Origin of the sequence: Streptococcus sp. CSL10205-OR2, from assembly GCF_025660655.1 — a bacterium.
GTDB lineage: Bacteria > Bacillota > Bacilli > Lactobacillales > Streptococcaceae > Streptococcus.
Genome location: NZ_JAOTIN010000001.1, coordinates 181,793 through 206,651, shown reverse-complemented (window position 1 = coordinate 206,651; position 24,859 = coordinate 181,793). Strand labels below are relative to the sequence as shown.

Here is a 24,859-nt window from a genome sequence, read left to right as displayed (position 1 = left end):
AGCGTTTTTATGATGCTTTGGAAGATAAAAACTATCAAAAAGAGGCTGGTACAAAGTACGCAACCTCTATATGTCAGGTTTATTTATCAGGTGTTAGAATCATCGGAATGATGATTGGTTCACGTTCCGTTTTTTCGTATAAGAAGGGTCTTAACGCATTCACAATGGAACCATTTAAGGATTGAATGCTAGCATCTTTATTTTTAAGTGCTATACGAATGGTGTTAAAGAGAAGACGCTGTGTTTCTCTGATTAAGTCACCCGATTCTCTCATATAGATAAAGCCACGACTCAAAATATCTGGTCCAGCTAAAATCATTTGAGAATCAAAATCAACAGTGGCAACAGCTAATACAACACCATCTTCTGATAAATCACGACGGTCTTTTAAGACGGCAGCACCGATATCACCAATCCCTTTACCATCAACGTAGATGTCTTGGGCATTGAATTTTCCAGCCATTCTAGCTGAATCTCTTGTAACCGCTAAGACATCACCATTTTCCATGATAAAGATGTTTTCTTTTGGAATCCCCGTATCATTAGCTAGTCCTGCATGCACTTTTTGCATACGGTATTCACCATGGACAGGCATAAAGAATTTTGGTTTGATAAGGCTAAGCATGAGTTTTTGCTCTTGTTGGCCACCATGTCCAGAGGTATGAACGGTATTGACTTTACTGTGGATAACTTCAACACCAGCTTCTTGAATGGTATTAATCAGTTTATTAACACTGGTTGTATTACCAGGGATTGGACTAGATGAGAAGATAACAGTATCACCGTGTTGAAGGGAAACTTGTCTATGGGTACCATTTGCGATACGAGATAGAGCAGCCATTGACTCTCCTTGACTTCCCGTACAAAGAATCATGATGTCACTAGCATTGTAGTTTTTAATGTCTTTTGGTTCAATAAAGGTTCCTTTTGGTACCTTGATGTAGCCAAGTTCTGTCCCATTGACCATGGCTTTTTCCATTGATCGACCAAAGACCACAATTTTTCGTCCGGTTTTAACCGCTGCTTGAGCTGCTTGTTGCAAGCGGAAAATGTTTGAGGCAAAAGAGGCAAAGATAATCCGTCCATGAATGCCTTCGATGATTTTTGTGATGGATTGTCCAACGACTTTTTCAGAATTGGTAAAGGTTGGAATCTCAGCGTTGGTTGAATCTGACAAGAGAAGTAAAACACCTTCTTCTCCTAAAGCAGCCATTTTGTGAAGATCAGCCGGCTTACCAACTGGTGTAAAGTCAAACTTGAAGTCTCCGGTGGCTACAATTTTTCCTTCAGGTGTATGGATAACAATACCAAGAGGTTCTGGGATTGAATGGGTGGTATCAAAGAAGGTCACACTTAGATTTTTGAAGGTTAATTTAGTCTTGCCATTGATTTCAAATAATTTAGCATCACGAAGAAGACCATGTTCTTCTAATTTACCACGAATAAGGGCTAAGGCAAGAGGAGATGCATAGATAGGGATATTGACTTGTTTAAACAAGAAAGGAATCCCACCAATATGATCCTCGTGACCGTGGGTAATAACAAGGGCTTTGACACGGTCAATGTTTTCAACGATGTAAGAATAGTCTGGAATTACATAGTCGATACCAAGGAGGTCATCTTCTGGGAATTTAATCCCGGCATCAACAATGATAATCTCATCTTGGTATTCAATACCGTAGGTGTTTTTCCCGATTTCTCCTAGTCCACCAATGGCATAAACCCCGACTTCATTAGGTTTTAAATTGATTTTTGACATATTATTATAACTCCGTTAATTCAAAAGCACCAGTCTCTTTTTCATAAGCAAGATGCTTTTCTGAGAGGGCTTCGATATATTCTACATTAAAATTGGTTTTTTCTTCTACAAGCTGACGTGCGATAATGCGTCCTTTTAATTCATTGTCAGCAGTGATATCTAAATAGAGTGATTTGGTTTGTTCACGACGAGGACTATTGTCCTTGCTGTCTTGATAAAAAACTTTATAAATCATGTGTTGTTTTTCCTTTCCTAAGTAACGATGGCTTTTTAAACTACAAAAAAACGCGTCAAATTGTTGGCAAATTTGACAAAAAAACTATTCCATTTCTATTGTGTAGTATATTTTATCCTGATTCGTTGCATTTGAAGTCATTATATCATACAATATTAGGTATAATCAAGTAAGGGAATTCAAATAATGAAAGTTTTAGCATTTGATACATCAAACAAAGCCATGTCAATCGCTTTATTAGAAGATGACGTTTTATTGGCTGACATCACTTTAAATATCAAGAAAAATCATAGTATTAGTCTTATGCCATCAATTGATTTTTTGATGTCTCAGGTAGGTTTAACACCTAAGGATTTAGACAGAATTGTTGTGGCTAAGGGCCCTGGTTCCTACACCGGTCTTAGAGTCGCTGTTGCAACGGCCAAAACACTAGCCTATACCTTAAAAATCGATGTCGTTGGCGTTTCTAGTTTAGCTGCTATTGCGTTAAATGCTAAAACATCTAGTCTTGTAGTACCGATTATTGATGCTAGACGTCAAAATGTTTATGCTGGTTTCTATCGTCATGGTCAGTCTGTTAAATCAGATCAGCACATGAGTTTTAGTGATGTTTTAGCGAGTCTTACCGATGAAGACGATGTTAGTATTGTCGGTGAAGTTGATGCTTTTTATGAAACAATCAAAGAAAACTTACCAAAAGCTAAGATTTTAGAGGTTTTGCCAAGTGCTTATGAGATTGGTAAGTTAGGTTTGACGTTACCTCCGGAAAATGTCGATCTGTTTGTTCCTGAGTATTTAAAACGTGTTGAAGCTGAAGAAAATTGGTTGAAAACGCATGAACCAGCCAATGAAGATGATTTTATCAAGCGAGTTTAAGATGTTATCAACAATGGAAAAAGTAGATGTGATTCACGCCATTTTAGAGGATGTTTATACTAAATCACCATGGAGTAAACGACAGATTCAAGCAGACCTTGAAAAAGAAAACACCGACTATTTTTTCGTCTATCATGAAAAAGAAGCAGTGGGTTTTTTAGCAATTGAATACCTCTATGGTGAATTAGAAATCACAAATATCGCCGTCAAAAGTGCCTTTCAAAATAAAGGTTTTGGGGCGGCATTATTACAACAGTTGCTCAACAAACCAGAAGCCGTTTTTTTAGAAGTAAGAGCCTCTAATCATAAGGGGCAAGCTTTTTACCAAAAAAATGGGTTTCAGGTCGTGGGCGAGAGAAAAAACTATTATCACGATCCGATTGAGGATGCTGTGATTATGAAGCGAGAAGAAAATAATGAAAGATAGATATATTTTAGCAATTGAGTCCTCTTGTGATGAGACAAGTGTGGCCGTATTAAGAAATGAAGCAGAACTTTTATCAAACGTTATCGCTAGTCAAGTAGAGAGCCATAAACGCTTTGGTGGCGTCGTTCCTGAGGTGGCAAGCCGTCATCATGTCGAAGTCATCACGGTTTGTATTGATGAAGCTCTTAAAGAAGCAGGTGTTGAGACAAGTGACCTAGATGCTGTTGCGGTTACTTATGGTCCAGGTCTCGTTGGTGCTCTTTTAGTGGGAATGGCAGCTGCCAAGGCCTTTGCTTGGGCTAACAACCTGCCTTTGATTCCAGTTAATCATATGGCGGGGCATTTGATGGCAGCTAGAGACGAAGGGGAGTTGACTTATCCTTTACTAGCTTTACTAGTCTCTGGTGGGCATACTGAGTTGGTTTATGTTCCAAAACCAGGAGAATACCACATCGTTGGTGAAACACGTGATGATGCTGTCGGTGAAGCTTATGACAAGGTAGGGCGCGTGATGGGTCTTTCCTATCCAGCTGGTCGTGAAATTGATGAATTGGCCCATAAAGGTCAAGACAGATATGATTTTCCTCGTGCCATGATTAAAGAAGATCACTTGGAATTCTCTTTTTCAGGTTTGAAATCAGCTTTTATCAACCTTCACCATAATGCTGAGCAAAAAGGTGAAAAGTTGGTTTTAGAAGACTTGTGTGCCTCTTTTCAGGCGGCCGTTTTAGATGTTTTACTCGCTAAAACCAAAAAAGCATTAGAACAATACCCAGTCAAAACACTAGTTGTTGCTGGTGGTGTTGCTGCTAATAAGGGGCTAAGAGAACGTCTAGCTAAAGAAATCACAGAAGTACCTGTTGTCATTCCAAAACTACGTCTTTGTGGTGACAATGCTGGGATGATTGCTTTTGCAGCGTCGGTTGAATATGACCATAATCATTTTGCAACGCTTGACTTAAATGCTAAACCAAGCCTTGCTTTTGATACCTTATCTTAATCCTTTAAAAAAAGAGTTGTGAGGATTGATAAATGATTAGAATAGCACAAACGTCAGATGCACAAGAACTCAGAGATATCTGTGACATTAGTCTAGGATATAGTGTTTCAACGGAGTTGGTACAAGAACAAATCACTCGCTTAACCAAAGATCCTGATCAGTATTTGGTGGTTTTTGAAGAAGAGGCAAGTCAAACAGTGACTGGTTTTCTTCATGCGAGTCGCTATGAAAGTATTTATAGTGAAGCAGGTTTTAATATTATGGGACTTGCTGTTCATCCTGACTATCAACATCAGGGAATAGGAAAGAAACTCTTACTTTCTTTGGAGGATGAAGCAAAGAAAAGACATTATCTATATATTCGCTTTAATTCAGCTGAGCACAGAACTGCTGCTCACGCCTTTTATGAGCGATGTGGCTATGTGTCTGATAAGACGCAAAAACGTTTTTTAAAACAATTTGAAGATTAAAAAGGACGGGTAGTCATACCTGTCCTTTCTTACTTATTTTTAGCTTATTTCTTTAATCGTAGTGCGGCATGCCTGCCACCCAACCGGTACAAAGAGCAGAAGTGATGTTAAAACCACCTGTGTGGGCATTGATGTCTAACACTTCACCGGCAAAATGAAGGCCTGTCACTTTTTTACTCTCCAAGGTTTTCGGATTGATTTCTTTTAAGTCAACACCACCTTTTGTCACAAAGGACTTAGGCAGAGACATTTTTCCTGTGACAGCAATAGGATAGTTTTTAATGGACTCTAATAGTTTTTCTTCCTCTTTCACCGTCAGCTGTTTGACTTTTTCTGGATAAGGTGTCGCTAAAAAGTCAGCAAGACGTTCTGGGAAAAACTGTTTTAAGGCATTCTTCAAAGACTTTTCACGGTTTTCTTTCAAGTAGCTACTGAGGCTGTCTTTTGTTTCCAGTGGGAGAAAGTCGATGAAAATTGTTTCCCCTCCACGAACAAAACTGGAAATTCTCAGTGCTGCTGGACCAGATAAGCCAAAGTGGGTAAAGAGCAAATCGTGAGTGATGATGTGTTTTTGATACGTTATCGTAATATCATCGAGAGAGATGCCTTGAAGGGTTTTATGTGGGAAATCAGTCAAAAGTGGACTTTCTGCAGCTTCAAGGTCTGTGACGGCAAGTTTGAAATGCCTAGCAATCTCGTAGCCAAAGCCAGTTGAACCGGTTGAGGGATAAGTTTTACCACCTGTCGTCACCACGAGTTTATCACAAGTAAACTCTTCATCGTGTGATTTAACGTGAAAGCTCTGATTGCTTTTTTTAACAGAAACCACTTCAAAACCTGTTTTAATCTGCCCACCAAGTTCGGTAATCTTATTTTCAAGACAGGAGATGATGGTTTTAGATTTATCAGTTGTCGGAAAAACACGACCATGGTCTTCCACTTTTAAGGCAACACCATTATCTGTGAAAAATTGGATAATATCATGGTTGTCAAATTGGGAAAACACACTGTAAAGAAAGCGACCATTGCCTGGAATACCTTCTAGCAAGTCTTCTAGTGTGCCATTGTTGGTGACATTACACCTACCGCCACCAGTACCAGCTAGTTTTTTACCCAATCGTCGATTTTTTTCTAAGAGGAGAGTGGTTTGTCCATAAAAGCTTGAGGAAATGGCAGCCATCATTCCTGCAGGGCCACCGCCAATAATGATTGTATTATAATGTTTCATACTGCCATTATAACATAGCTTGGTTAAAAGTCTGAATAGTGAAAAAATATTTTTTCTTGAGAGAAAATATTCTATTTAAAAAGGCTTGAAATTCCTTGTTTTTAAGGAAAAAATCAAGTTTTTTAAGTCCTGTCCAAAATTGACATTATCCTAAGGTTATGATACTATTTTTATAAGTATTATGTCAGGATAAAGAGGGAATTATGGCAATTGAGAAGACAGTCAGCGAACTAGCTGAAATTTTAGGAGTCAGCCGTCAGGCAGTCAATAACCGTGTCAAGACACTTTCTGAGGAAGATGTCGATAAAAATGACAAAGGGGTTACTGTCGTCACTCGCAGTGGTCTGATTAAACTAGAAGAAATTTATAAGAAAACTATTTTTGAAGATGAGCCGATTAGTGAGGAAGAAAAACAACGTGAACTCCTTGAGATTTTAGTGGACGAAAAAAATACGGAAATCACTCGTCTTTATGAACAGATTAAAGCCAAGGATATTCAAATTGCTGAAAAAGATAAACAATTGAGTGTTAAGGATGTCCAAATTGCTGAAAAAGATAAACAACTCGATCAACAACAACAATTGACCCTGACTGCCATGAAAGAAAAAGAGACTCTTCTCTTAGAGTTGGAAGAGGCTAAAAATGAGGTAGAAGAAACAAAACATAAGGTTGAGCGGACGCAGGCACAACAAGACGCTAGAAAAAAAGGGTTTTTTGCCCGTTTATTTGGAAAATAAAGTCTCTGATGGGAGGCTTTTTCTTTAGATGAGGTTATGTTATGGAACACTTAGACACCTATATTGCTTTTGACTTGGAGTTTAATACGGTTGATCATGTTAGCCATATTATCCAAGTGTCAGCGGTGAAATATCATAAACACCAAGAGATTGCGACGTTTGATACCTATGTCTATACGGACGTCCCTCTACAAAGTTTTATCAATGGTTTGACGGGGATTACTGCTGACAAGATAAAAAAAGCACCCGTTATTGAAACGGTAATGGCTGATTTTAAAGCCTTTGTTGCTTCAACGCCTTTGATTGGCTACAATGCTAAAAAAAGTGATTTACCGCTTTTGTTGGCACATGAGTTGGACCTGAGAGAAAACTACATGGTTGACGTTTATGAGGAAGCTAAAAAAAGACGCAGTAAAGACTTAAATGGGATTAGTAATCTCCAGCTCCACACCGTTGCCAAGTTTTTAGAGATTAGTGGGAAAAGCCATAATAGCCTTGAAGATGCACGCATGACAGCCCTTGTCTATGAAAAGTTTTGCGAGTTTGATGACAATATCGCACTTTTAGACAAGCAAGAAGAAGTGACCCATAATCCTTTTGCAAACCTCAACTTATCTGATATCCTATCCGAATAAAAAAGCCGAACTCAGTTCGGCTTTTTCGTTTTAGAAGGGTAATTTACCAGCAAAGGCACCCATGGTTTTTTGTGTTTCGTCCTCGATTTGTTTCAAGGCATCATTGACCGCTTGGATGGTCATGTCTTGAAGCGTTTCAACATCCTCTGGATCAACCACATCACTCTTGAAATCGATTGACACCAGTTGTTTATCACCAGTAAAGGTTGCAACCACTAGGTCTTGTGCTGATTTACCGGTAAAAGTAGCAGCAGCTAGCTCAGCTTGTTTCTTTTCCATTTGCTTTTGTAATTTTTGTGCCTGTCTCATCACATTTTGCATATTCATCATGATGTTTAGTGTCTCCTTTGTTTATCCTTAAAATCATATTTAGACTGTTCTTTAGGAACGGTCTTTTTAGCTAATGCCTATTATACCATGTTTGAGAGAGAAGACAAAATGGATACTATTCATAAATTATTATTAAAATGCTGTTTGGCGTGATATAATAATGACAGTGGGAATAGTTCAAAGAATAAAGAGGCATAGAAAGTCAATCAATCTTTATACGATATCGTTTCAAATGTCCATAGTAAATTCAACTGATAGCAAGAATTAAAGCATTTAAAAACAATATTGAGTTATAGCGTGAAGAAGGAGGTAATACTATGCCAAGACCAAGAACAAAAGAAGATTTAATGATTGCTGCGAAAGAAAACTATGAGAAGTTAAACGTATTGATTACTAAGCTGTCTGACGAAGAATTAAGCACACCTTTTGACTTTTCAACTGATGAAAAAAAGAAAGAGGCACATTGGAAAAGAGACAAAAATCTAAGAGATATTTTGATTCATTTATATGAATGGCACCAACTTCTTTTAAATTGGGTAGATACAAATTTAAAAAGAGTGGAAAAACCTTTTATTCCAGCGCCATATAACTGGAAAACTTATGGAGATATGAATGTAGAGTTTTGGAAAAAACATCAAAATACTTCTCTTGAGGATGCAAAAGAAATGTTTCATAAATCCCATAAAGACATTTTAGCATTAGCTGAAAGGTTTACAAATGAAGAATTGTTTTCAAAAGATGTCTATAAGTGGGTAGGAGGAAGTGTACTTGGTTCGTATTTTGTAAGCACTACTTCAAGCCATTATGATTGGGCGATGAAGAAATTAAAAGCACACCAAAAAAATTGTAAGAAAAAATAAGCAGATATAAAGATGAGAATCTTTATTTAAGTTTTGGAGAAAAGCTTTCTGTAGGAGTAATCTTAGCGAATCAGAGTGTTGATATTCATTCAAATAAGTAAAACTGGTAAAAACAATTAAGAATAGTGATGTCAAAATTAAAAAGCGCTCAGAAAATCTGAACGCTTTTTGTGTTTAGAAAGATACTGTCAATCTTTCATTTTTCGTTGCGCTTATTTCCCTTTTGTTTTATACTAGGGTTGAACATGTGAAAAGGTTAGCAAATCAATTGTTAATGGATGATAGAGAGGGTGAGAAGGATGCGTCAAAAACGGTCTCCTATAACATTAATCATCATTGTAGTAGTGTTTCTTTTGGTTGGAGGGTATGCTACTTATCAGGTCTTGGGGAAAACGGGTGCTGGTAAAGAGGCGGGGAAACCTACTGTGACTGTTGCCAAAAAGACGTCGACTGAGGACAAAGAAGTGTCTAGTTCTGTGGCGTCAACGACTAGTGTAGAAGCCACTCAGGAAGAGACACCGCTGACAGAACAGGTGGCGGACACGGCTTCAGTAGCTACTGATGCACCTAGGCAGGAAGAGTCTTTTTACCCTGACCTTGCTCAGTACAATGATTTATCGATTAAGGTTTCTATTGCTGAACAAAAAATGTCCATTTTATCGGGTAATCAGGTGATTTTTTCAACGGTGGTTTCAACAGGTGCCCCAGATAGTCCAACACCGACTGGTCAATTCATCATTGAGCCTGAAAGAGGCGATTTCTTCTTTAATGAAGCTTCTGGTGAAGGTGCGTATTACTGGGTCTCTTTTAAGGATCACGGCCTTTATCTGTTTCATAGTTTGCCTACTGATCGTTATGGTAATGAAATTCCTGAAGAAGCAGCCAGACTTGGCATGCCAAGTTCTCATGGGTGTGTCAGGATGCCAAGAGAAACAGCTAAATGGTTTTATGAAAATATTCCAAGTGCTATTCCTGTGCAAATCAATTAAGAAAAAACTAACCTTATCACTCTGTGATAAGGTTAGTTTTATTTATGGCTAAGGTTACCCTCAATACATGGTATTGCCATTCATACTTCCTTCAGGGATTTCTTGAATAGCATCCCAGTGTTCAATGATTTTTCCATGAGGATCAAAGCGGAAAAAATCCATGGTAACAAATTCGTGAGCTTCTTCTTTCGTGTAGTGCCACACTTGGTGTGTGTGAAGAGAAACAAGGTCGCCCTCTGCGATGGCGCGTACAAAGGAAATGGTTTTGTTGGGATAATCTTCATTCATTTTTTCAAAGTAGGCGATAAAGGCTTCTTTACCATCGCCGACTAGTGGATTATGTTGTTTGTAGTCATCGCCGACATATTTTGAAACAGCCTCTCTTGGATTACCTTCATAGGCTGTTTGATAAAAGGCGATAGCGTTTTTCTTGTTGTCTTCTAAAGTCATTCTAGCTTTCCTTTCTTTTTATTAATCTCATAGAAATCTTGTTGTTAATGATTTCATAGTATCATATTTTAAGGTAGAAATGCTGGTGAATGTTTTGGAAACTAAAACCATGATGGTCTTTGTTATTTAAGACTGGTCATGGTTTTTTGATAGGTGTATTTTCTAATGAGTGTATTATCTGGTGGGGTCTCTATGCTAAAGAAGAAGTAGTGGTCAAGTCCATCTTTGGCATTTTCTTTGTTGAGTTTAAAGTAGGATTTTTGGGCGTTTGCCATGCTTCGCATCAGATCGTCCGTGAGAAAGGTGAGTGGAATGTCTAGTGCAGAATACTTGTAGAAATCTTTTTCAAATTGTCTATAATGCTCACTGAAATAATCCATTTGTAAAGCATTTTTTTCATAATCAAATAGACTCATCATCGTCCTCCTTAGCCTGTTTTATTGTTATGATGTCGTCTAAGTTTAGTCTGAGATAGGTTTTGTTGGTTTTAAGGATAAGGTGATTTTTATCGATGCTTGAGATGCTACCGTAATAGTCATCTCTTTTTTTCTTGTTTTTGACACTAATGTTAATGCTTGTTTGGTTAGCATAGACGCGTCCAAGAAGACTTGCTTTTTCTTTGAGTGGCATTTCTGAAAAGAAGATGTCGGAAGTGAAGGCGTCTGATAGGGCAGTGGTGTGTTCAGAAAGGAAAAAGCCCATCCATTTTGCCATTTTTCTATCCTGATATTCTCTTGCTGACTGAAAAGGCAGATAGGAGCGGTCAATCATTTGAGTCCCTCCAATCCTCCAGCAGAATGCCCTCCTATCAATTTGCTGCGTGCGATATTACGAGAATTGTCTAGGAGAACAGTGCCTTTTTGTAATGCTAAAAAGCCAAATTGGTCACGGATGGTATCGATAGTGCTTTGTAGTTTTTCTTCTTTTTCAAGGCTTGCAACATCATCAAAGAGAGAGATTAAGGCATAACGCTCATCCACTAACCCAGCATACCTAACGCCAATTTGACGAACGGCACCGGAAGTATACTTTTGTCGAAAAATCCGAATAACTGTCCTTTGTAGCACTTGTGTGTTATTGGTTGGTTCGATCTTGGTATGAGTGTGGATTCCTTTTCTCATCTCTGTTTTTGAATAGGAGACATCGATGGCAACAGTGGTTGTTTTTTTATGAGCTCTTCTAAGGCGAATGGCGACTTGTTCTGCCATCTCACTAAGGACGAGCTCGATATCTCGTTGCTTGGTGTAGTCTTTGGGGAGAATTTGCGAATTTCCAAGCCCCTTTGCTTTCACGCGATAAGGCGTGTGAACGTTACTTTCATCAACGCCATTGGCATGGAACCATAGCTGGACGCCGATAACGCCAAATTCTTTTTTGAGTTGATCGGGGTTGGTATTGGCTAGTTCTCTAATCGATGTGATACCCAATTTTTCTAGCCGCTTAGCGATACGATGACCAATGCCCCAGAAATCAGTGAGCTGAGGGATGTTCCAGACCTTGCTTTCGACATCCTGATAGGACCAGTTGGCTCGCATGGTTTTGGTTTTCTTGGCTTCATTATCAAGTGCTAATTTGGCAAGGAGTGGATTGGCATTACTCATGCCGACAGTTGAGAAAATACCCGTTTTCTGCCAGATATCATGCTGAATTTTAGCAGAGAGAATATCAAGTTTACTCTTTTTTGAAAGAGTTTTATCAGGGATGAAATAATCAAGTGAAGAAGTAAGATCAATTAATTCTTCATCAATCGAGTAGGGAAGGATATCCTGTGGACTAGCATACTGTTGAAAGATTTTCTGGATTTGACTATTAATCTTGATATAGCTATCCATCCTAGGAGGAACGATGAGTGTTCGCTTTGCCCAATTTTCAACAAAAGCAATCTCTTTTGGTGTTGGCGTAAGTCCTTTTTGTTTTGCCCGATAATAATTGAAACGTCGGGTTTTAAGATGAAAGGGTAAATCGTAGGAGCGACCAACATTATGTTGGCCAAATATTTTTTTAAAGGTAGGTGACGCCGCTAAGATGAGCCCATCAGCATTGTCGGCACGACTCATCACACAAAGAGATGTTGTCAGTGGGTTTAGCCCACGCGCCACACACTCAACGGATGCGTAGAAGGATTTCATATCGACAAAAGCAATATCAGATTGAGGCTCTCTCGTATAATCAATGTAGCCCATAGTGCTTCTCCGTATTATTAAATTTGGGATGAGTAGTGAGAACGGTTGTTTTTGACTTCTTGTTGGTCACAATGCTTCTTTAATGACTGGCATAAAGTGACTGACAACCAGTCCCACAATTTTAGGCTCATCTTCGTAGGGAATAAATTGGTCGGGAAACTCTTTATTAAGAGAAACCATGCGAAAACCTTCTTTTTCACGATAGAGTTTTTTAATGTAGAGAGTATCATTCCAAGATAAGGCATAAACGGCTCCATCATAGTCAAAACCGTTGGCCTTGATGAGGGCGACTTCACCATTTTGATAAATAGGTTCCATCGAGTTTCCTTTAATCCAAGTCGCAATATCATAGCCATATTGTTCGACATCAGAGTAGACGGTCTCTGTCTCGTATTCGTCAAAGAGTGATTCTCCCAAACCAGCTGAGAGTGCAACATCTGCTAGGACAGAGACAGCAAACAGTGGTCTGATTTTTTGTTCTTGTTGTTGCTGTATTTCTAATAAATCAGCCACATACTCTTTGGCATTTTGTTGGTTTGATGGGGAGAGTCTGAGATAGTCTCTGACAATCTGATATTCTGATTCAAAATAGGTGGTCTCCACTTCCAAAATAAGGGCAAGTGTTGCCAAATGTTTTTGGTTGGGAATGGTCTTACCACTCTCCCAGTGATGATAAGCCACCCGACTAATCTCTAATTCTTTTGCCATCCTCGCTTGAGAATACCCTTTTTCGACTCTTTTTTGTTTTAAACGTTCTTTTGAAAACATAAGACACCTCTTGTTAATTTATAACTTAACAAAATTATATCACTTTTGAGAGAATTTGCAAGAGAGAGGAAATGTTTTTAATATAAGGAATTGATTTTAAAATATCAAAATAAAAAAGACACTAGTTTACTTCTCAAATGAGACAGTAAACTAGTGCTATGAATTGATGTTATTGAGTAATATTTTTTAAAACAAAATTTTGTATATTATTTCTATATTCTCTAAAAATTGCTATAATAATAGTAATAAAAAAGCACCGAGACGGTGCCAGAATGTGTACGTTTAAAACTTATTTTAACGCGCTGTGTTGTTTCGAATATTTCCATTAAGAAAGAAAAGAGATTTAAAATGAAATATGACAAATTAGATATATTTTTTATCCTTTTATTACTCATAGAGATAGTTTCTGCAGTGATTATCCTATCACAAGAAATAACAATTACTAGAGTGATTGTTTTTGTCTGTGCTTTTTTAGGAACCTTTTTGAATTGGAAAATTTTTTATAATAATGATAAAGAAAATTAACTGTTAGAAAGTTTTAAAGCTATGTTCTTTAGTAAATATTCCTCACACTTTTGTGTGGGGATTTTTGTTTTATGACACCGTTTACATTTTTGTTTTTGCCTGTTATAATGACAGTGTCGTTAAGGAATGAGGAGAAACACTTTTTTGTTTGCGAGGAAATGGATATGGCCTTACCAGTAGAGAAAAAAGAAATTGTGCCTTTCAGAGATAAATTACGTGCTGAAATGGGACATAGTTTTAAGAAAATTGCCCTTGTTATTGGGCTCTCCTACCTCTTTATACTGACTTTTTTTATTTTACTCTTACAATATAGTCAGTTAATGCAGGGCAAAAGGATGGTTCAATCTTATTTTGAAGAGATAGATGCTACGACCAGTCAGGTTTTTAAGGATTTAGAAGCGGGAAGTCTTGATTCTTTTATTTCTGGTAATATTAGTGAGCGTGAGATGTTTCGTCAGATTTATGAAGAAACCAATCAGCTACCTTTTCGTTCAACACTTGCCGTCTATAGTGCTGATAAGGAGCTCTTGTTGACCACACGTCTCCCCAATCGTGATGGTCTAAAAGATGATGCCTATGTCAAAATCGCTCTCAACAATCTTGGAAGAGAGAGTTTGTTTAAAATCATGAAAGATCATCAATCAAACAACTATCTCATCAAGCTAAAAGCCATCTATCAAGAAAACGAAGTTGAAGGCTATCTGGTTCTTTATATTGATAGTAATGATTTTGAATCTTCTGTTGAATCAGAAGCTATCCAGTATGTTATCACCGATTATTTTGATAATCTCTTTGCCTCTAATAGCTCTAGGTATGATGCTGAGTCTCTTGAAAAGATAGATGGGGCCTCCTTATCACGGCTTTTAAGTTTGAGAGAAGGCAATCTCTACCTAGCTAATAAAACATTTTTAAATAAAGATCTTTATCTCTACACTTATATTTTGGTAGTACCACTCTCCTATCTTTTTGCCTTCACGGGTCTTTTTGCAACAGTTATCATTTTTATTCTTTTTGCGGCGTCTAATCGTTTGTCACGAAAAATAACTCTTCATAGTAGTGATAGTATTGATATTTTAGTTTCCGATTTGGACCTCATGATGAAAGGCTTTAAAGAATCTGTTGCAGTGAGTACCGATGATGAGTTTGGTTATCTCGCGGATAAAATTAATAAAATGGTCGAAACCATGCAACTTTTATTTGAACAAACCTTGCAGTCAGAACAAGAAAAAGCGCGTTGTGAACGAAAATTGCTGGAGGCACAATTTAATCCGCATTTTCTCTATAACGCCTTAGAAGCGATTAAAATTTTGATGTATTTTGATGTGAAAAAAGCAGAGCAGATGATTCTCTCACTCAATCGTGTGCTACGCTATAGTGTGACTTCAATATCTGATTATGGCTTTTTAGCAGATGATTTGACGATTATTGAAGACTATCTTTTAGTTAATCAGGTGCGGTTTGAAGAATTAACCTACACTATCGACTATCCTAATCATCTAAGTGAGTTAACCATCCCCAGATTGTTTCTTCTTCCCTTGGTGGATAATGCTTTAAAATATGGTATGAAAGATCGTCATGCTCTAGATATCGGGTTGACGGTTAAAGAGGAGAACAAAAAAATTCTTTTTACTGTGTCTGATAATGGGTCAGGTTTTTCTGAAGATTTTCTAGCCGTTTTTGCTGATTACATCCATACGGATGATACACATCATGGTTTGATTAATTCTTACAAGCGTTTGGTCATGCTTTATCCAAGCACCAAGATTATGATTGCTAAACAAGAAGATAAAAATCTGGTGACTCTATCTATAGAAAGGAGAGGCGATGTACCGATTAATCATCGTTGAAGATGAAACACTCATTAGACAATGGCTAACACAGGCACTTGATTATCATCAACTAGGTTTAGAGGTAGTAGCGGTCGCAAAAGATGGCTTAGAAGGAGCCAGTCTCATTAAAACTTTAAAACCGCATGTGGTGTTGACCGATATCAAAATGCCTCATAAAACAGCTTTTGAAATGTTTGAAGCAACAAAAGAGGTGACCTATGAAAAAGTGATTTTGTCTTCCTATAGTGACTTTCAACATGCCAAGAAAGCGATGCAATATGGTGTTTATAATTTCATCGAAAAACCGATTGACCTAGAAGAATTAAGAGATTGTCTCTGGCAAATTCAGTTGGACTTAAAAAAGAAAGACGATAGTAGTAGTGCCGAGGAGAAGGAGCCTATCTGGTCTGATTTCTCATCACTTAATCTGCCTCAGGTCATGTCTGAGGATTGGGCAAAAGAACTGGTTGAGTGGCTGCATCTTAACTACGATAAACCAATCGCCACAGAAGATTTGGCCAAGCATTTTGGTTACAGTGAAAGTTATCTCTATAAAAAAATCAAGGAGGAGTTAGGAATTACCCTCACAGACTACCTCAATCGTTACCGGATTAAGCGAGCTATTCAGCTGATGATGAGTTTGCCTGATGTCAAGGCTTATGAAGTGTCTGAGGCTGTTGGTTTTTCCGATTACAACTATTTTGGTAAGGTTTTTCGTCGTTATACCGGTTTGAGTTTTACCGAATTTAAAGAGAATTTTACCCATAAAGGATAGAATTTTCCTATCAATAAAGCGCTTTCTTTTATACAATGAGGGTGAATAAATGAAAGGAGCATTCTTATGCGTAACAAATTTTTGTCACTAATTGTTGGTTTTATTGCTCTTATTGGTTTGACAGCCTGTGGTTCAAGCCAGACGTCAGAAAATAACTCAGGAGAAAGCGATAAACTGGTCGTTTACTCACCTAACTCTGAAGGGTTAATCAATGCGATTATTCCAGCTTTTGAAGAAAAATATGGCATTAAGGTGGAATTAATTCAAGCAGGTACTGGTGAACTCTTTAAAAAATTAGAAAGCGAAGCTAGTCAACCTGTTGCTGATATCATTTTTGGTGGGTCTTACACACAATACGAACAACATCCAGAACTTTTTGAGGAGTATGTGTCTCCTGAAAATGAGAATGTTGTTGAAGCATATCAAAATACGACTGGCTATTCTACACCTTACGCACTGGATGGTTCAGTCTTGATAGTTAATAATGATTTAACCAAAGGTATGGATATTAAAGGTTATAAGGATTTACTTAACCCAGAATTAAAAGGTAAAATTGCGACAGCTGACCCATCCAACTCTTCTAGTGCTTTTGCTCAATTAACCAACATGCTTCAAGCTAATGGTGGTTATGATAATGATGAGGCGTGGCAATATGTTGAAGATCTCTTCACTTTGATTGATGGTAAAATCAATTCAAGTTCTTCTGCTGTCTATAAGGCGGTAGCAGACGGTGAAATGGCTGTTGGTTTGTCTTATGAAGATCCTACCGTGAAACTGCTTAATGATGGTGCTAATATTGAAGTCATTTACCCAGAAGAAGGGTCTGTTTTCCTTCCAGCTAGTACTGCTATTATTAAAAATGCCCCTAATAAATCAAATGCAGAAAAATTTATCGACTTTGTGATTTCAAAAGAAGCACAAGACACTCTTGGGACTGAAACCACTAATCGCCCTGTTCGTAAAAATGTAGCAGTTAGTGATAATATGAAGCCACTTGAAGATATCAAAACACTTGTAGAAGATTATGATTACGTTATTGAACATCAAGAAGATATTGTTAATCATTACAATCAGATTTTTGTTGACCTACAATCAAAATAGGAGTGGCTAAATGAGTGAAATTATCATTAAAAATGCCAAAAAAATCTATGGAGATACAACCGTCATTGAAGATTTGAATGTTGTCATTCCAGATGGCAGTCTGTTTACTCTTTTAGGGCCATCAGGCTGTGGAAAGACAACGCTACTTCGAATGATTGCAGGGTTTAACTCGATTGAGGGTGGAGATTTCTATTTCGGAAATGAACGCATCAATCAAATGGAGCCAAGTAAACGCAATATTGGGATGGTTTTTCAAAACTATGCGATTTTCCCTCATCTTTCTGTCAAAGACAATGTTGCTTTTGGGCTCAAACAACGTAAACTCAGTAAAGAGGAAATGGCTGAAAGAATTGATCGCTATCTAAAACTGATGCAGATTGATCAATTTAGAGACCGCAAGCCAGAAAATCTCAGTGGTGGTCAACAACAACGTGTGGCTCTAGCAAGAGCTCTAGCTATCAGCCCAGATGTACTCTTAATGGATGAACCCTTGAGTAACTTGGATGCCAAATTAAGAATAGAGATGCGACAAGCCATCAAAGAAATTCAAAAAGAAGTTGGTATTACGACGGTTTATGTGACGCATGACCAGGAAGAAGCCATGGCTATTTCCGATCAGATTGCTGTCATGTATCTAGGAGAAATCCAGCAAATTGGTAAACCAAAAGAACTCTATCATCGCCCTAAAAATGAATTTGTAGCCACCTTTATTGGACGAACCAATATGATTTCAGCGCAATTGGTGAAACAAGAAGAACAAGCTCATCTTCAATTTGCCGATGGTTCAAGTATTCCTTACCCTCTTTTAAATCATTTGGACAACCAAGAGGTAAGAGTTAGTGTGCGTCCAGAAGAGTTTGTTAGAGACCTTGATGGTCCGATTAAAGCAACGATTAAAGATAGTACTTATCTGGGGTTAAACACAGAATATATTCTAGAAACACCTTTTTCTGATCGCATTCAAGTGACAGAGGAGTCAACGCTTGATGAAGACTTTGGTCCTGGAGATGAGATCCGTCTAAGAATTAACACTTCCAAAATCAATGTCTTTTCAGCAGATGGTCAGGTGAATTTATTGGAGGTGACGTGATGAAAAAAGGCCTTGAGCGGATGAATATTTGGCTCATATCTTCTATTATCATATTTGTCACTTATCTCATCTTTTTAATCTATCCGATTGTCACTATTTTAAAACAAGCTCTTTTTGTAGATGGGCAGTTGTCACTTGGTAATTTTTTAACTTTCTTTTCAAGAGATTACTATTTTGATACCTTATTTAATAGTTTTAAAGTATCGGTGATGGCAACCTTGTTGGCACTTGTTGTTGGGACCTTGCTGGCTTATTGTTTTGCCATGTTTCAGTTTAAGGGGAAAAAGGTCTTACAAATTTTAATCATTATTGCCTCTATGTCAGCTCCTTTTGTTGGTGCCTATTCATGGATTCTCCTCCTAGGGAGAAATGGTGTGATTACTAAATTTTTGATTAATACACTAGGCTTTCCAAACATTGATATTTATGGTTTCTTTGGCATTGTTCTTGTGTTTACCCTTCAACTTTTTCCTTTAGTCTTTTTATATGTGAGTGGCGCTTTAAAGAGTATGGATAATTCTCTTTTAGAAGCAGCTGAAAGTATGGGAGTGAAGGGAATTAGTCGGCTTACGAAAATTGTGTTACCTCTTTTGGTACCAACGCTTTTAGCGGCAGCTCTTTTAGTCTTTATGAGAGCTTTCTCAGACTTTGGGACACCGATGTTAATCGGTGAGGGTTATCGTACCTTCCCTGTGCTCGTGTACACGCAGTTTATCAGTGAAGTGGGTGGCAACTCTGCCTTTGCTTCAGCTCTTGCGATTATCGCGATTATCATTGCTTTAACCATCTTCTTGGTGCAAAAATACATTGCCCATAAAAACAGTTTTAGCATGAATTCTCTTCACCCGATTGAAGCAAAACCTGTTCAAGGACTCCAGAAGTTTATGATTTACTTGTGGGTTTATGGCGTTATTGGTTTATCTGTCATGCCACAAACCTACCTAATTTACACTTCATTTTTAAAAACCTCAGGCATGATTTTTGTGCCAGGCTATTCTTTAAATAGTTATCAACAGGCCTTTGATCGCATGGGCTCAAGTATTTTAAACACCTTACGTATTCCTTTTATGGCTCTCGTTGTGGTTGTTATTTTTGCTACTTTTATTTCTTACTTGAGTGTTCGTAAACGCAATGCCTTTACTTCCTTGATTGATAGTATGAGCATGGTGCCTTATATTGTTCCTGGAACGGTTCTTGGGATTGCCTTTATCACAGCTTTTAATACTGGTATTGGTGGGACTGGTTTTCTTGCCATTATCGGGACATCGCTGATTATGGTGATTTCGTTTTCGGTAAGGCGTTTACCTTATACCATCCGTTCATCAGTAGCGGCCTTGCAACAGATATCACCTAGTATTGAAGAAGCCGCAGCTAGTCTTGGTTCTTCACGCTTAAATACCTTTGTTAAGGTCACAATTCCTATGATGATGCCAGGGATTATTGCAGGCGCTATCTTATCTTGGATTACGATGATTTCTGAGTTATCAACCTCTATCTTACTTTATAATGTGCGAACAAAGACTATGACAGTAGCCATCTATACGGAAGTTCTTAGAGGAAATTATGGTATTGCTGCTGCTTTATCAACCTTACTAACTATTTTCACTGTCCTCTCACTTCTTTTATTTATGAAAGTTTCTAAGAGTGATAGTATTAGCATGTCATAAAGAGTTTCGTGCCATGATATCAAACCAATTCTTGTCTTTGTGCGAGAATTGGTTTTTGTTTAGAGTCCTCAAAATAGTTAGAGAATAAACAGCATTGAGTCTTTTATTTTCTTGTGATATGATGATGTTAAAGGAGTGGGTATCGTGAAAAAAGTTATTTTTATGGATTTGGATGGTGTGATTTTTGATTCCTATCCTATCTGGGATCAAGTGGTTGAAATGTTACTTGCTCAAAATGAGCTCAGCTTAACAACGACTATTCGTCAAAAACTATGGCATAGTACCATGACTCAAGCAGAAGACTATTTGCTATCTCTTTTGGGCAACGATTGGACTTTAGAGGATTTGAGACGAGAAAAAGACAGGCTACTTGTTAAGGCTTATGAGAAAGTAACCTTGATGCCAGATGTTTTCTCAACACTTGAAACGTTGGTAGAAGACGGTTACGAGTTGGTTGCTGTGACTAGTAATGAGAGTCACTTAGCCTTAAAAGGATTGGAGAGCAATTCCCTTTTACCATTTTTTGAGGCCGTCTATAGCATTTTTGATTTTAACTTTCAAGATAAAACAAGTGATTTCTTGCAAAGAGTAGCGTGTGATATTGGTGTCTCACCTCATCATCTTGTGATGGTTGAGGATTCTTGGCAAAATTTGAAAGAAGCAAAAACGCTCGGCATCACAACACTATATTTTGAAAATGCTGTCTATCCTTTAGAAGAACAAAAAGATTTTATTGATTTTCGCTTTTCTCAATTTAGTGATTTACCCAAATTAATCAGCACTATTTTTACTCATTAATTTCACAAACTCTTGAGAATTTTTTAAAATTGTGTTATTATCAAGTTGTAAAATTAAATAGGACATTTGGGGTGCTTAACAGCTGAGATTATACCCATTGAACCTGATACAGTTAGTACTGTCGCAGGGAAATGTGTGCCGTCATGAGAGTTTTTTGTGACGGGAAAGTACTTTTTTTCTTTGTGAAATATAAAGCGCTTTCATTATCTAATTGATGATTCAAACCCCGTTTGCTTGCAAATGGGGTTTTTATATTTCAATAGGTTTGTTTTAGCTTGTTACCATTTCAAGTCCATGAAAGGGGAAGTGATGGTTAATCATAAAACGACAAAACTATCAGTGCTAGCGATTATGATTGCACTTGATGTGTTTTTAAGTCCGATTTTTCGGATCGAAGGGATGGCTTTTATGTCCAGTGTGGTTAATGTGATAGCAGGGATTCTCATGGGGCCTGTCTATGCTTTAATCATGGCTTTAATAACAGCAGTTATTAGAATTTTAACCCAATCAGGTGTCGCTGCAGTAGCTCCTTTAGCTATTTTAGGAGCAGGGCCAGGGGCATTCTTAGCTGGAGTGTGTTACCGATTGTGGAAAAAAGATTGGGCATCATGGTTGGGAGAATTTATAGGGACTGGTTTAATAGGTTCCATTTTATCAGCACCTGTTATGGTGTGGTACTGGACTTTTAGTGCCCAAGGAGATAGTGAACTTTTAGCCAAAGCAGCAGCCGCTCAGTCTCTTTTCTTGTTTACTCCAAGATTTGTTGGGGCAACGATTATCGGTGGTATCATTGGGATGTTCTTGATTCAAGGGTTGAAACGACTCCCTTTATTTACACGTCTACAAACTATTTTTATATCTTAAGGAGAATGATGAAATGAAAAAAATAACATTGAAAGATGTTTTACTAATTGCTTTATTATCAGTTGTATTAGGCCTTATTTATTTGGGGGCCGCCTATTTTGCCGGTATTTTTGTTCCTTTTATTGGTCCTGTGGCTTATGAAATTATTTATGGTGTTTGGTTTGTTGCGGCACCTATGGCTATCTATATTTTAAGAAAACCTGGAACAGCCTTGATTACTGAAATCTTGGCAGCTTTAGTGGAAGTATTGGCGGGATCAATGTTTGGTCCTAGTGTATTGATTATCGGAACCCTTCAAGGATTAGGATCAGAACTTGGTTTTACCTTTTTTGGTTATAAAAACTACAAGTGGCCAGCATTTGTTTTGTCAGCGATTTTAACATCATTATTCAGTTATGCATGGTCTTATTATGCTAATAGTTATGGCGCTTTTGGATTTACTTATAATCTAGTGATGATTACTGTTAGAACTTTGTCATCTATCGTCTTTTTCCTTGTGACTAAAGGGATTTGTGATCAGCTTAAAAACAGTGGTGTTCTTAATTCCTATGCTATTAGTCAGAAAGGCTAAGCTATGCTATTAGTAGAGAATCTAAGCTATGCTTATCAAGATCATTCTCCTTTGTTTGAGGGCTTGCATTTTTCAATCAATTCAGGAGAAAAAATCCTTATTGGTGGTTATTCAGGTTGTGGTAAAAGTAGTCTTGCCTTTTTGTTGGCAGGTTTAAAAAAGCCTACAAGTGGTCAAGTGTTATTAGATGATAAGGCTATTTCGCCAAAAGACGTTGGCTTTATTTTTCAAAATCCAGATTTACAGTTTTGTATGGATACCGTTGCTTTGGAATTGCTTTTTGTCTTAGAAAATTTGCAGGAAAATCCAGAAACCATGGCTGAAAAAGTCACTCAAGTCTTACAAAAAGTTGGCTTAGCCAATTATCATGATCGTCAGATTAACACTCTTTCTCAAGGAGAAAAACAACGGCTATCTCTGGCAGCTATCTTTTTAAAAAATCCCAAGGTCATGATCTTAGATGAAGCTTTTGCCAATCTTGATAAAAAAAGTGCCTTAAAGCTGTTAGGTGATGTTTTGGCCTATCAAGAACAAACCAATGCTATTTTGATTGTGATTGATCATTTGATTGATTATTACGAAGGCAAGATGACGACTTATTATTGGTTTGAAAAGGGTTTATCAGCTGTTAACTATGACGTTTTAAAACAATATTTTCCACCTTTACTATTAAAAGACAAAAAGATTGCTCTAGGAGACACCTTACTAGAAACCAAGCAGTTTCAGGTACAGTTGGCAAAGGATAAGACGATTTTTTATCCAGATATCACTTTAAAAAGAGGTGAGAGGCTTTGTTTAGATGGACCAAGTGGCATTGGGAAATCCAGCTTTTTCCTGGGCCTTTTAGGGATTTATAAGAACAAAGGAGCAGTCAAAGGGATTAAAAAAGATATGTCTGCCATCACTTTCTTGTTTCAAAACCCATTGGAGCAATTCATTTTTGCCAATGTCTATGAAGAGATTTATCAAACCTGTCAGGATGAGAAAAAAACACAAAGCATTTTAGAAACACTGCAATTATGGGAGAAAAAAGATTTATCCCCTTTTCAACTAAGTCAAGGGCAACAACGGCGTTTAGCGGTTGGCATTATTCTGGCTAGTCAGGCTTCTCTTGTTTTGATTGATGAGCCAACCTATGGTCAAGATGCCTACCATGCACAAGCGATTATGGATTTGATTTTAAACTATTGTCAAGAAAATCATTGTGGATTAATCTTCACCAGTCATGACCAAGCACTGAAAGAGACCTTAGCGACACGATTTGTGGAGGTGACAAATGCTATACCTTAAAAATTATCACCCAGCGATGACCTTTGTCAGCTTACTCATTTTAACCTTTGCTTTTAGTATTAGTTTTAACCTTTGGCTGACCTTGTTTTTACTTGGGATTATTGTTCTTGCCCACCTCTTTTATGGTGGATCTAAGCGTGCCTTCTTATGGCTTAATGCTGTTGGTCTTTTAATGGGTGTTTCTATTTTCATAGGAACCTTTATTTGGGGGAAAAATCCTCATGATGTCATCTTATCTTTAACAGTTGCTTGTCGACCACTCGTCTTCATGAATATTGGGTTGCTTTTTCATATCTCCCATTCTAATTATGACTTTATTGAATCTTTGCATCAGAGTTTTAGACTTCCCAGCAAATTTGCTTATGGTTTATTTGCGGTTTTCAACCTCTTACCACTTATTAAATTACAGTATCAGAGAAATCGTCTGGCTTTCAGATTAAGAGGACAGCATGTTGGTCCATTATCAACCAAGTTAGTCTTATCTTTACTGTTTAAAACTATTTACTGGGTAGATCATTTAGAGATGGCAATGATTTCAAAGGGGTTTGATTCAGAAAGTAGGAGAACACATGCTCATCGTTATCCCATTGTCATGAAAGATTATTTCCTGTTAGCAACAGCTGTTGTCTCAGCTATCCTCATATTATTTCTATAAAGGATGAAAAAAATATTTCTCATCTATGGTGAGATGTTATCAAACAATAAAAAAAGGAGTTTACAATGTTAAAAGAACAAATGATTGCAAAAGGTGAAAAATATATTGACCTTATCTACAACGATCCTTTCATTCAAGGAATTGTTAATGGTAATTTAGACCCAAAAGCAGTCTGTCATTATTTACAAGCTGACTATGCCTATCTTAATAAATTTGCTGATATTTATGCTTTATGTATGGCAAAAGCCGATAATGTCACTGACAAGCGCTTCTTTATAGGTCAATTGTCAATGATTTTAAATGAAGAATTAGAAGGGCAAGAAGGCCCTCACCAAGTGTTGGCAGCCTATACTGGTAAATCTTATAGTAGTATTGTTGCTGGTAGTAAGTGGTATCCTTCCGCAGACCATTATATTAAACACATGTACTACAATATTCATGAACATGGGATTTCAGGTGCTCTATCAGCCATGGGTCCATGTCCTTGGATCTATTACAAGGTGGCTAAGAAAATAAATGCTGAAAATGATTTGGCAGATGATCATCCTTTCAAAAAATGGGTTGATTTCTATGCTGATGATTGGATTGAAGAATTGATGGATAACTATTTTAGAATGATTGAGCACTATTCGCAAAGCATTTCTGAAGAAAATAAGGCCATTTTTGTTGATAATTTTGTCAAATCTTGTCAACATGAAAGACGTTTTTTCCAAATGGCAGTGACACAAGAAGATTGGGAGGATTAAA

Annotated in this window: 29 protein-coding genes and 1 riboswitch; of the genes, 20 read left to right on the top strand and 9 right to left on the bottom strand. The window is 37.4% G+C overall.

The features are described 5' to 3' along the window. Positions 1–79: 79 nt before the first annotated feature. Both rnjA and N7659_RS00955 read right to left on the bottom strand, forming a co-directional pair. Positions 80–1,759, bottom strand: coding sequence for a ribonuclease J1 (gene rnjA / locus N7659_RS00960; RefSeq protein ID WP_263275378.1), 1,680 nt, complete (start codon positions 1,757–1,759; stop codon positions 80–82). Between the two features lie 4 nt (positions 1,760–1,763). Then, positions 1,764–1,994, bottom strand: a complete 231-nt coding sequence (locus tag N7659_RS00955; protein ID WP_263275377.1) for a DNA-directed RNA polymerase subunit epsilon — start codon at positions 1,992–1,994, stop codon at positions 1,764–1,766. Between the two features lie 186 nt (positions 1,995–2,180). Between N7659_RS00955 and tsaB the strand changes: the two genes are divergently transcribed. The 4 genes from tsaB to N7659_RS00935 are packed head-to-tail and all read left to right on the top strand — an operon-like array spanning position 2,181 to position 4,767. Further along, complete coding sequence (gene tsaB / locus N7659_RS00950; RefSeq protein ID WP_263275376.1) at positions 2,181–2,870, top strand: tRNA (adenosine(37)-N6)-threonylcarbamoyltransferase complex dimerization subunit type 1 TsaB; 690 nt, start codon at positions 2,181–2,183, stop codon at positions 2,868–2,870. Continuing rightward, positions 2,848–3,297 (top strand): ribosomal protein S18-alanine N-acetyltransferase, encoded by a 450-nt coding sequence (rimI, locus tag N7659_RS00945; RefSeq protein ID WP_411575290.1) that lies wholly within the window; start codon positions 2,848–2,850, stop codon positions 3,295–3,297. Before tsaB ends, rimI begins: the two co-directional genes overlap by 23 nt. Then, complete coding sequence (gene tsaD / locus N7659_RS00940; protein WP_263275374.1) at positions 3,287–4,297, top strand: tRNA (adenosine(37)-N6)-threonylcarbamoyltransferase complex transferase subunit TsaD; 1,011 nt, start codon at positions 3,287–3,289, stop codon at positions 4,295–4,297. The genes rimI and tsaD overlap by 11 nt, the downstream gene beginning before the upstream one ends. 32 nt (positions 4,298–4,329) lie before the next feature. Beyond that, the gene (locus N7659_RS00935; RefSeq protein ID WP_263275373.1) at positions 4,330–4,767 is read left to right on the top strand and encodes a GNAT family N-acetyltransferase; all 438 of its coding nucleotides are present in this window, start codon (positions 4,330–4,332) and stop codon (positions 4,765–4,767) included. Positions 4,768–4,819: 52 nt separating this feature from the next. On the opposite strand, the gene N7659_RS00930 is transcribed toward N7659_RS00935, so the two are convergent. Continuing rightward, positions 4,820–5,995, bottom strand: a complete 1,176-nt coding sequence (locus N7659_RS00930; RefSeq protein ID WP_263275372.1) for an NAD(P)/FAD-dependent oxidoreductase — start codon at positions 5,993–5,995, stop codon at positions 4,820–4,822. Positions 5,996–6,198: 203 nt separating this feature from the next. On the opposite strand from N7659_RS00930, the gene N7659_RS00925 reads away from it, so the two are divergent. Next, positions 6,199–6,732 (top strand): DUF536 domain-containing protein, encoded by a 534-nt coding sequence (locus N7659_RS00925; RefSeq protein ID WP_199567905.1) that lies wholly within the window; start codon positions 6,199–6,201, stop codon positions 6,730–6,732. Between the two features lie 41 nt (positions 6,733–6,773). Beyond that, entirely contained in the window at positions 6,774–7,367 is a 594-nt protein-coding gene (locus N7659_RS00920; protein ID WP_263275371.1) for a 3'-5' exonuclease, read from the top strand. A gap of 30 nt (positions 7,368–7,397) precedes the next feature. On the opposite strand, the gene N7659_RS00915 is transcribed toward N7659_RS00920, so the two are convergent. Next, the gene (locus N7659_RS00915) at positions 7,398–7,697 is read right to left on the bottom strand and encodes a YbaB/EbfC family nucleoid-associated protein (RefSeq protein ID WP_199567907.1); all 300 of its coding nucleotides are present in this window, start codon (positions 7,695–7,697) and stop codon (positions 7,398–7,400) included. Positions 7,698–8,014: 317 nt separating this feature from the next. Here N7659_RS00915 and N7659_RS00910 point away from each other — a divergent pair, with 317 nt between their 5' ends. Further along, positions 8,015–8,557 (top strand): ClbS/DfsB family four-helix bundle protein, encoded by a 543-nt coding sequence (locus N7659_RS00910; protein ID WP_263275370.1) that lies wholly within the window; start codon positions 8,015–8,017, stop codon positions 8,555–8,557. A 299-nt stretch (positions 8,558–8,856) separates the two neighbouring features. Beyond that, entirely contained in the window at positions 8,857–9,546 is a 690-nt protein-coding gene (locus N7659_RS00905; RefSeq protein ID WP_263275369.1) for a L,D-transpeptidase, read from the top strand. Between the two features lie 60 nt (positions 9,547–9,606). Here N7659_RS00905 and N7659_RS00900 read toward each other — a convergent pair whose 3' ends face one another. From N7659_RS00900 to N7659_RS00880, 5 genes are all read right to left on the bottom strand, one after another. Beyond that, on the bottom strand, positions 9,607–9,996 hold the full coding sequence (locus N7659_RS00900) for a nuclear transport factor 2 family protein (RefSeq protein ID WP_263275368.1): 390 nt from the start codon (positions 9,994–9,996) through the stop codon (positions 9,607–9,609). A gap of 122 nt (positions 9,997–10,118) precedes the next feature. Beyond that, positions 10,119–10,412 (bottom strand): DUF5960 family protein, encoded by a 294-nt coding sequence (locus tag N7659_RS00895; protein WP_263275367.1) that lies wholly within the window; start codon positions 10,410–10,412, stop codon positions 10,119–10,121. Continuing rightward, a complete protein-coding gene (locus N7659_RS00890; protein WP_263275366.1) occupies positions 10,399–10,767 on the bottom strand; it encodes a hypothetical protein in 369 nt (122 codons plus the stop codon). Before N7659_RS00890 ends, N7659_RS00895 begins: the two co-directional genes overlap by 14 nt. Beyond that, positions 10,764–12,179, bottom strand: a complete 1,416-nt coding sequence (locus tag N7659_RS00885; RefSeq protein ID WP_263275365.1) for a Y-family DNA polymerase — start codon at positions 12,177–12,179, stop codon at positions 10,764–10,766. The genes N7659_RS00890 and N7659_RS00885 overlap by 4 nt, the downstream gene beginning before the upstream one ends. Positions 12,180–12,245: 66 nt before the next feature. Further along, on the bottom strand, positions 12,246–12,947 hold the full coding sequence (locus tag N7659_RS00880) for an XRE family transcriptional regulator (protein ID WP_263275364.1): 702 nt from the start codon (positions 12,945–12,947) through the stop codon (positions 12,246–12,248). Positions 12,948–13,295: 348 nt separating this feature from the next. Between N7659_RS00880 and N7659_RS00875 the strand changes: the two genes are divergently transcribed. The 12 genes from N7659_RS00875 (at position 13,296) to tenA (ending at position 24,858) form a co-directional block, all read left to right on the top strand. After that, positions 13,296–13,472 (top strand): hypothetical protein, encoded by a 177-nt coding sequence (locus N7659_RS00875; protein ID WP_263275363.1) that lies wholly within the window; start codon positions 13,296–13,298, stop codon positions 13,470–13,472. Between the two features lie 164 nt (positions 13,473–13,636). Beyond that, entirely contained in the window at positions 13,637–15,319 is a 1,683-nt protein-coding gene (locus N7659_RS00870; RefSeq protein WP_263275362.1) for a sensor histidine kinase, read from the top strand. Beyond that, positions 15,297–16,076: a helix-turn-helix domain-containing protein gene (locus N7659_RS00865; protein WP_263275361.1), complete on the top strand. Its 780-nt coding sequence runs from the start codon at positions 15,297–15,299 to the stop codon at positions 16,074–16,076. Before N7659_RS00870 ends, N7659_RS00865 begins: the two co-directional genes overlap by 23 nt. Before the next feature lie 66 nt (positions 16,077–16,142). Then, entirely contained in the window at positions 16,143–17,177 is a 1,035-nt protein-coding gene (locus N7659_RS00860) for an ABC transporter substrate-binding protein (protein WP_263275360.1), read from the top strand. Positions 17,178–17,187: 10 nt separating this feature from the next. Then, the gene (locus tag N7659_RS00855) at positions 17,188–18,267 is read left to right on the top strand and encodes an ABC transporter ATP-binding protein (protein ID WP_263275359.1); all 1,080 of its coding nucleotides are present in this window, start codon (positions 17,188–17,190) and stop codon (positions 18,265–18,267) included. Next, complete coding sequence (locus N7659_RS00850; protein WP_263275358.1) at positions 18,267–19,934, top strand: ABC transporter permease; 1,668 nt, start codon at positions 18,267–18,269, stop codon at positions 19,932–19,934. Before N7659_RS00855 ends, N7659_RS00850 begins: the two co-directional genes overlap by 1 nt. Before the next feature lie 144 nt (positions 19,935–20,078). Then, positions 20,079–20,732, top strand: a complete 654-nt coding sequence (locus N7659_RS00845) for an HAD family hydrolase (protein ID WP_263275357.1) — start codon at positions 20,079–20,081, stop codon at positions 20,730–20,732. Positions 20,733–20,789: 57 nt separating this feature from the next. Further along, a riboswitch (TPP riboswitch) is annotated at positions 20,790–20,879 on the top strand. Between the two features lie 162 nt (positions 20,880–21,041). After that, a complete protein-coding gene (gene thiW, locus N7659_RS00840) occupies positions 21,042–21,596 on the top strand; it encodes an energy coupling factor transporter S component ThiW (protein WP_263275356.1) in 555 nt (184 codons plus the stop codon). Positions 21,597–21,609: 13 nt separating this feature from the next. After that, positions 21,610–22,167, top strand: coding sequence for an ECF transporter S component (locus N7659_RS00835; RefSeq protein WP_263275355.1), 558 nt, complete (start codon positions 21,610–21,612; stop codon positions 22,165–22,167). A gap of 3 nt (positions 22,168–22,170) precedes the next feature. Then, the gene (locus N7659_RS00830) at positions 22,171–23,457 is read left to right on the top strand and encodes an ATP-binding cassette domain-containing protein (protein WP_263275354.1); all 1,287 of its coding nucleotides are present in this window, start codon (positions 22,171–22,173) and stop codon (positions 23,455–23,457) included. Continuing rightward, positions 23,444–24,112 carry an energy-coupling factor transporter transmembrane component T family protein gene (locus tag N7659_RS00825; RefSeq protein WP_263275353.1) on the top strand — a complete coding sequence of 223 codons (669 nt, stop codon included), beginning with the start codon at positions 23,444–23,446 and terminating at the stop codon, positions 24,110–24,112. The genes N7659_RS00830 and N7659_RS00825 overlap by 14 nt, the downstream gene beginning before the upstream one ends. Before the next feature lie 65 nt (positions 24,113–24,177). Then, a complete protein-coding gene (gene tenA / locus N7659_RS00820; RefSeq protein WP_263275352.1) occupies positions 24,178–24,858 on the top strand; it encodes a thiaminase II in 681 nt (226 codons plus the stop codon). The last annotated feature ends 1 nt before the right edge of the window (position 24,859 follow it).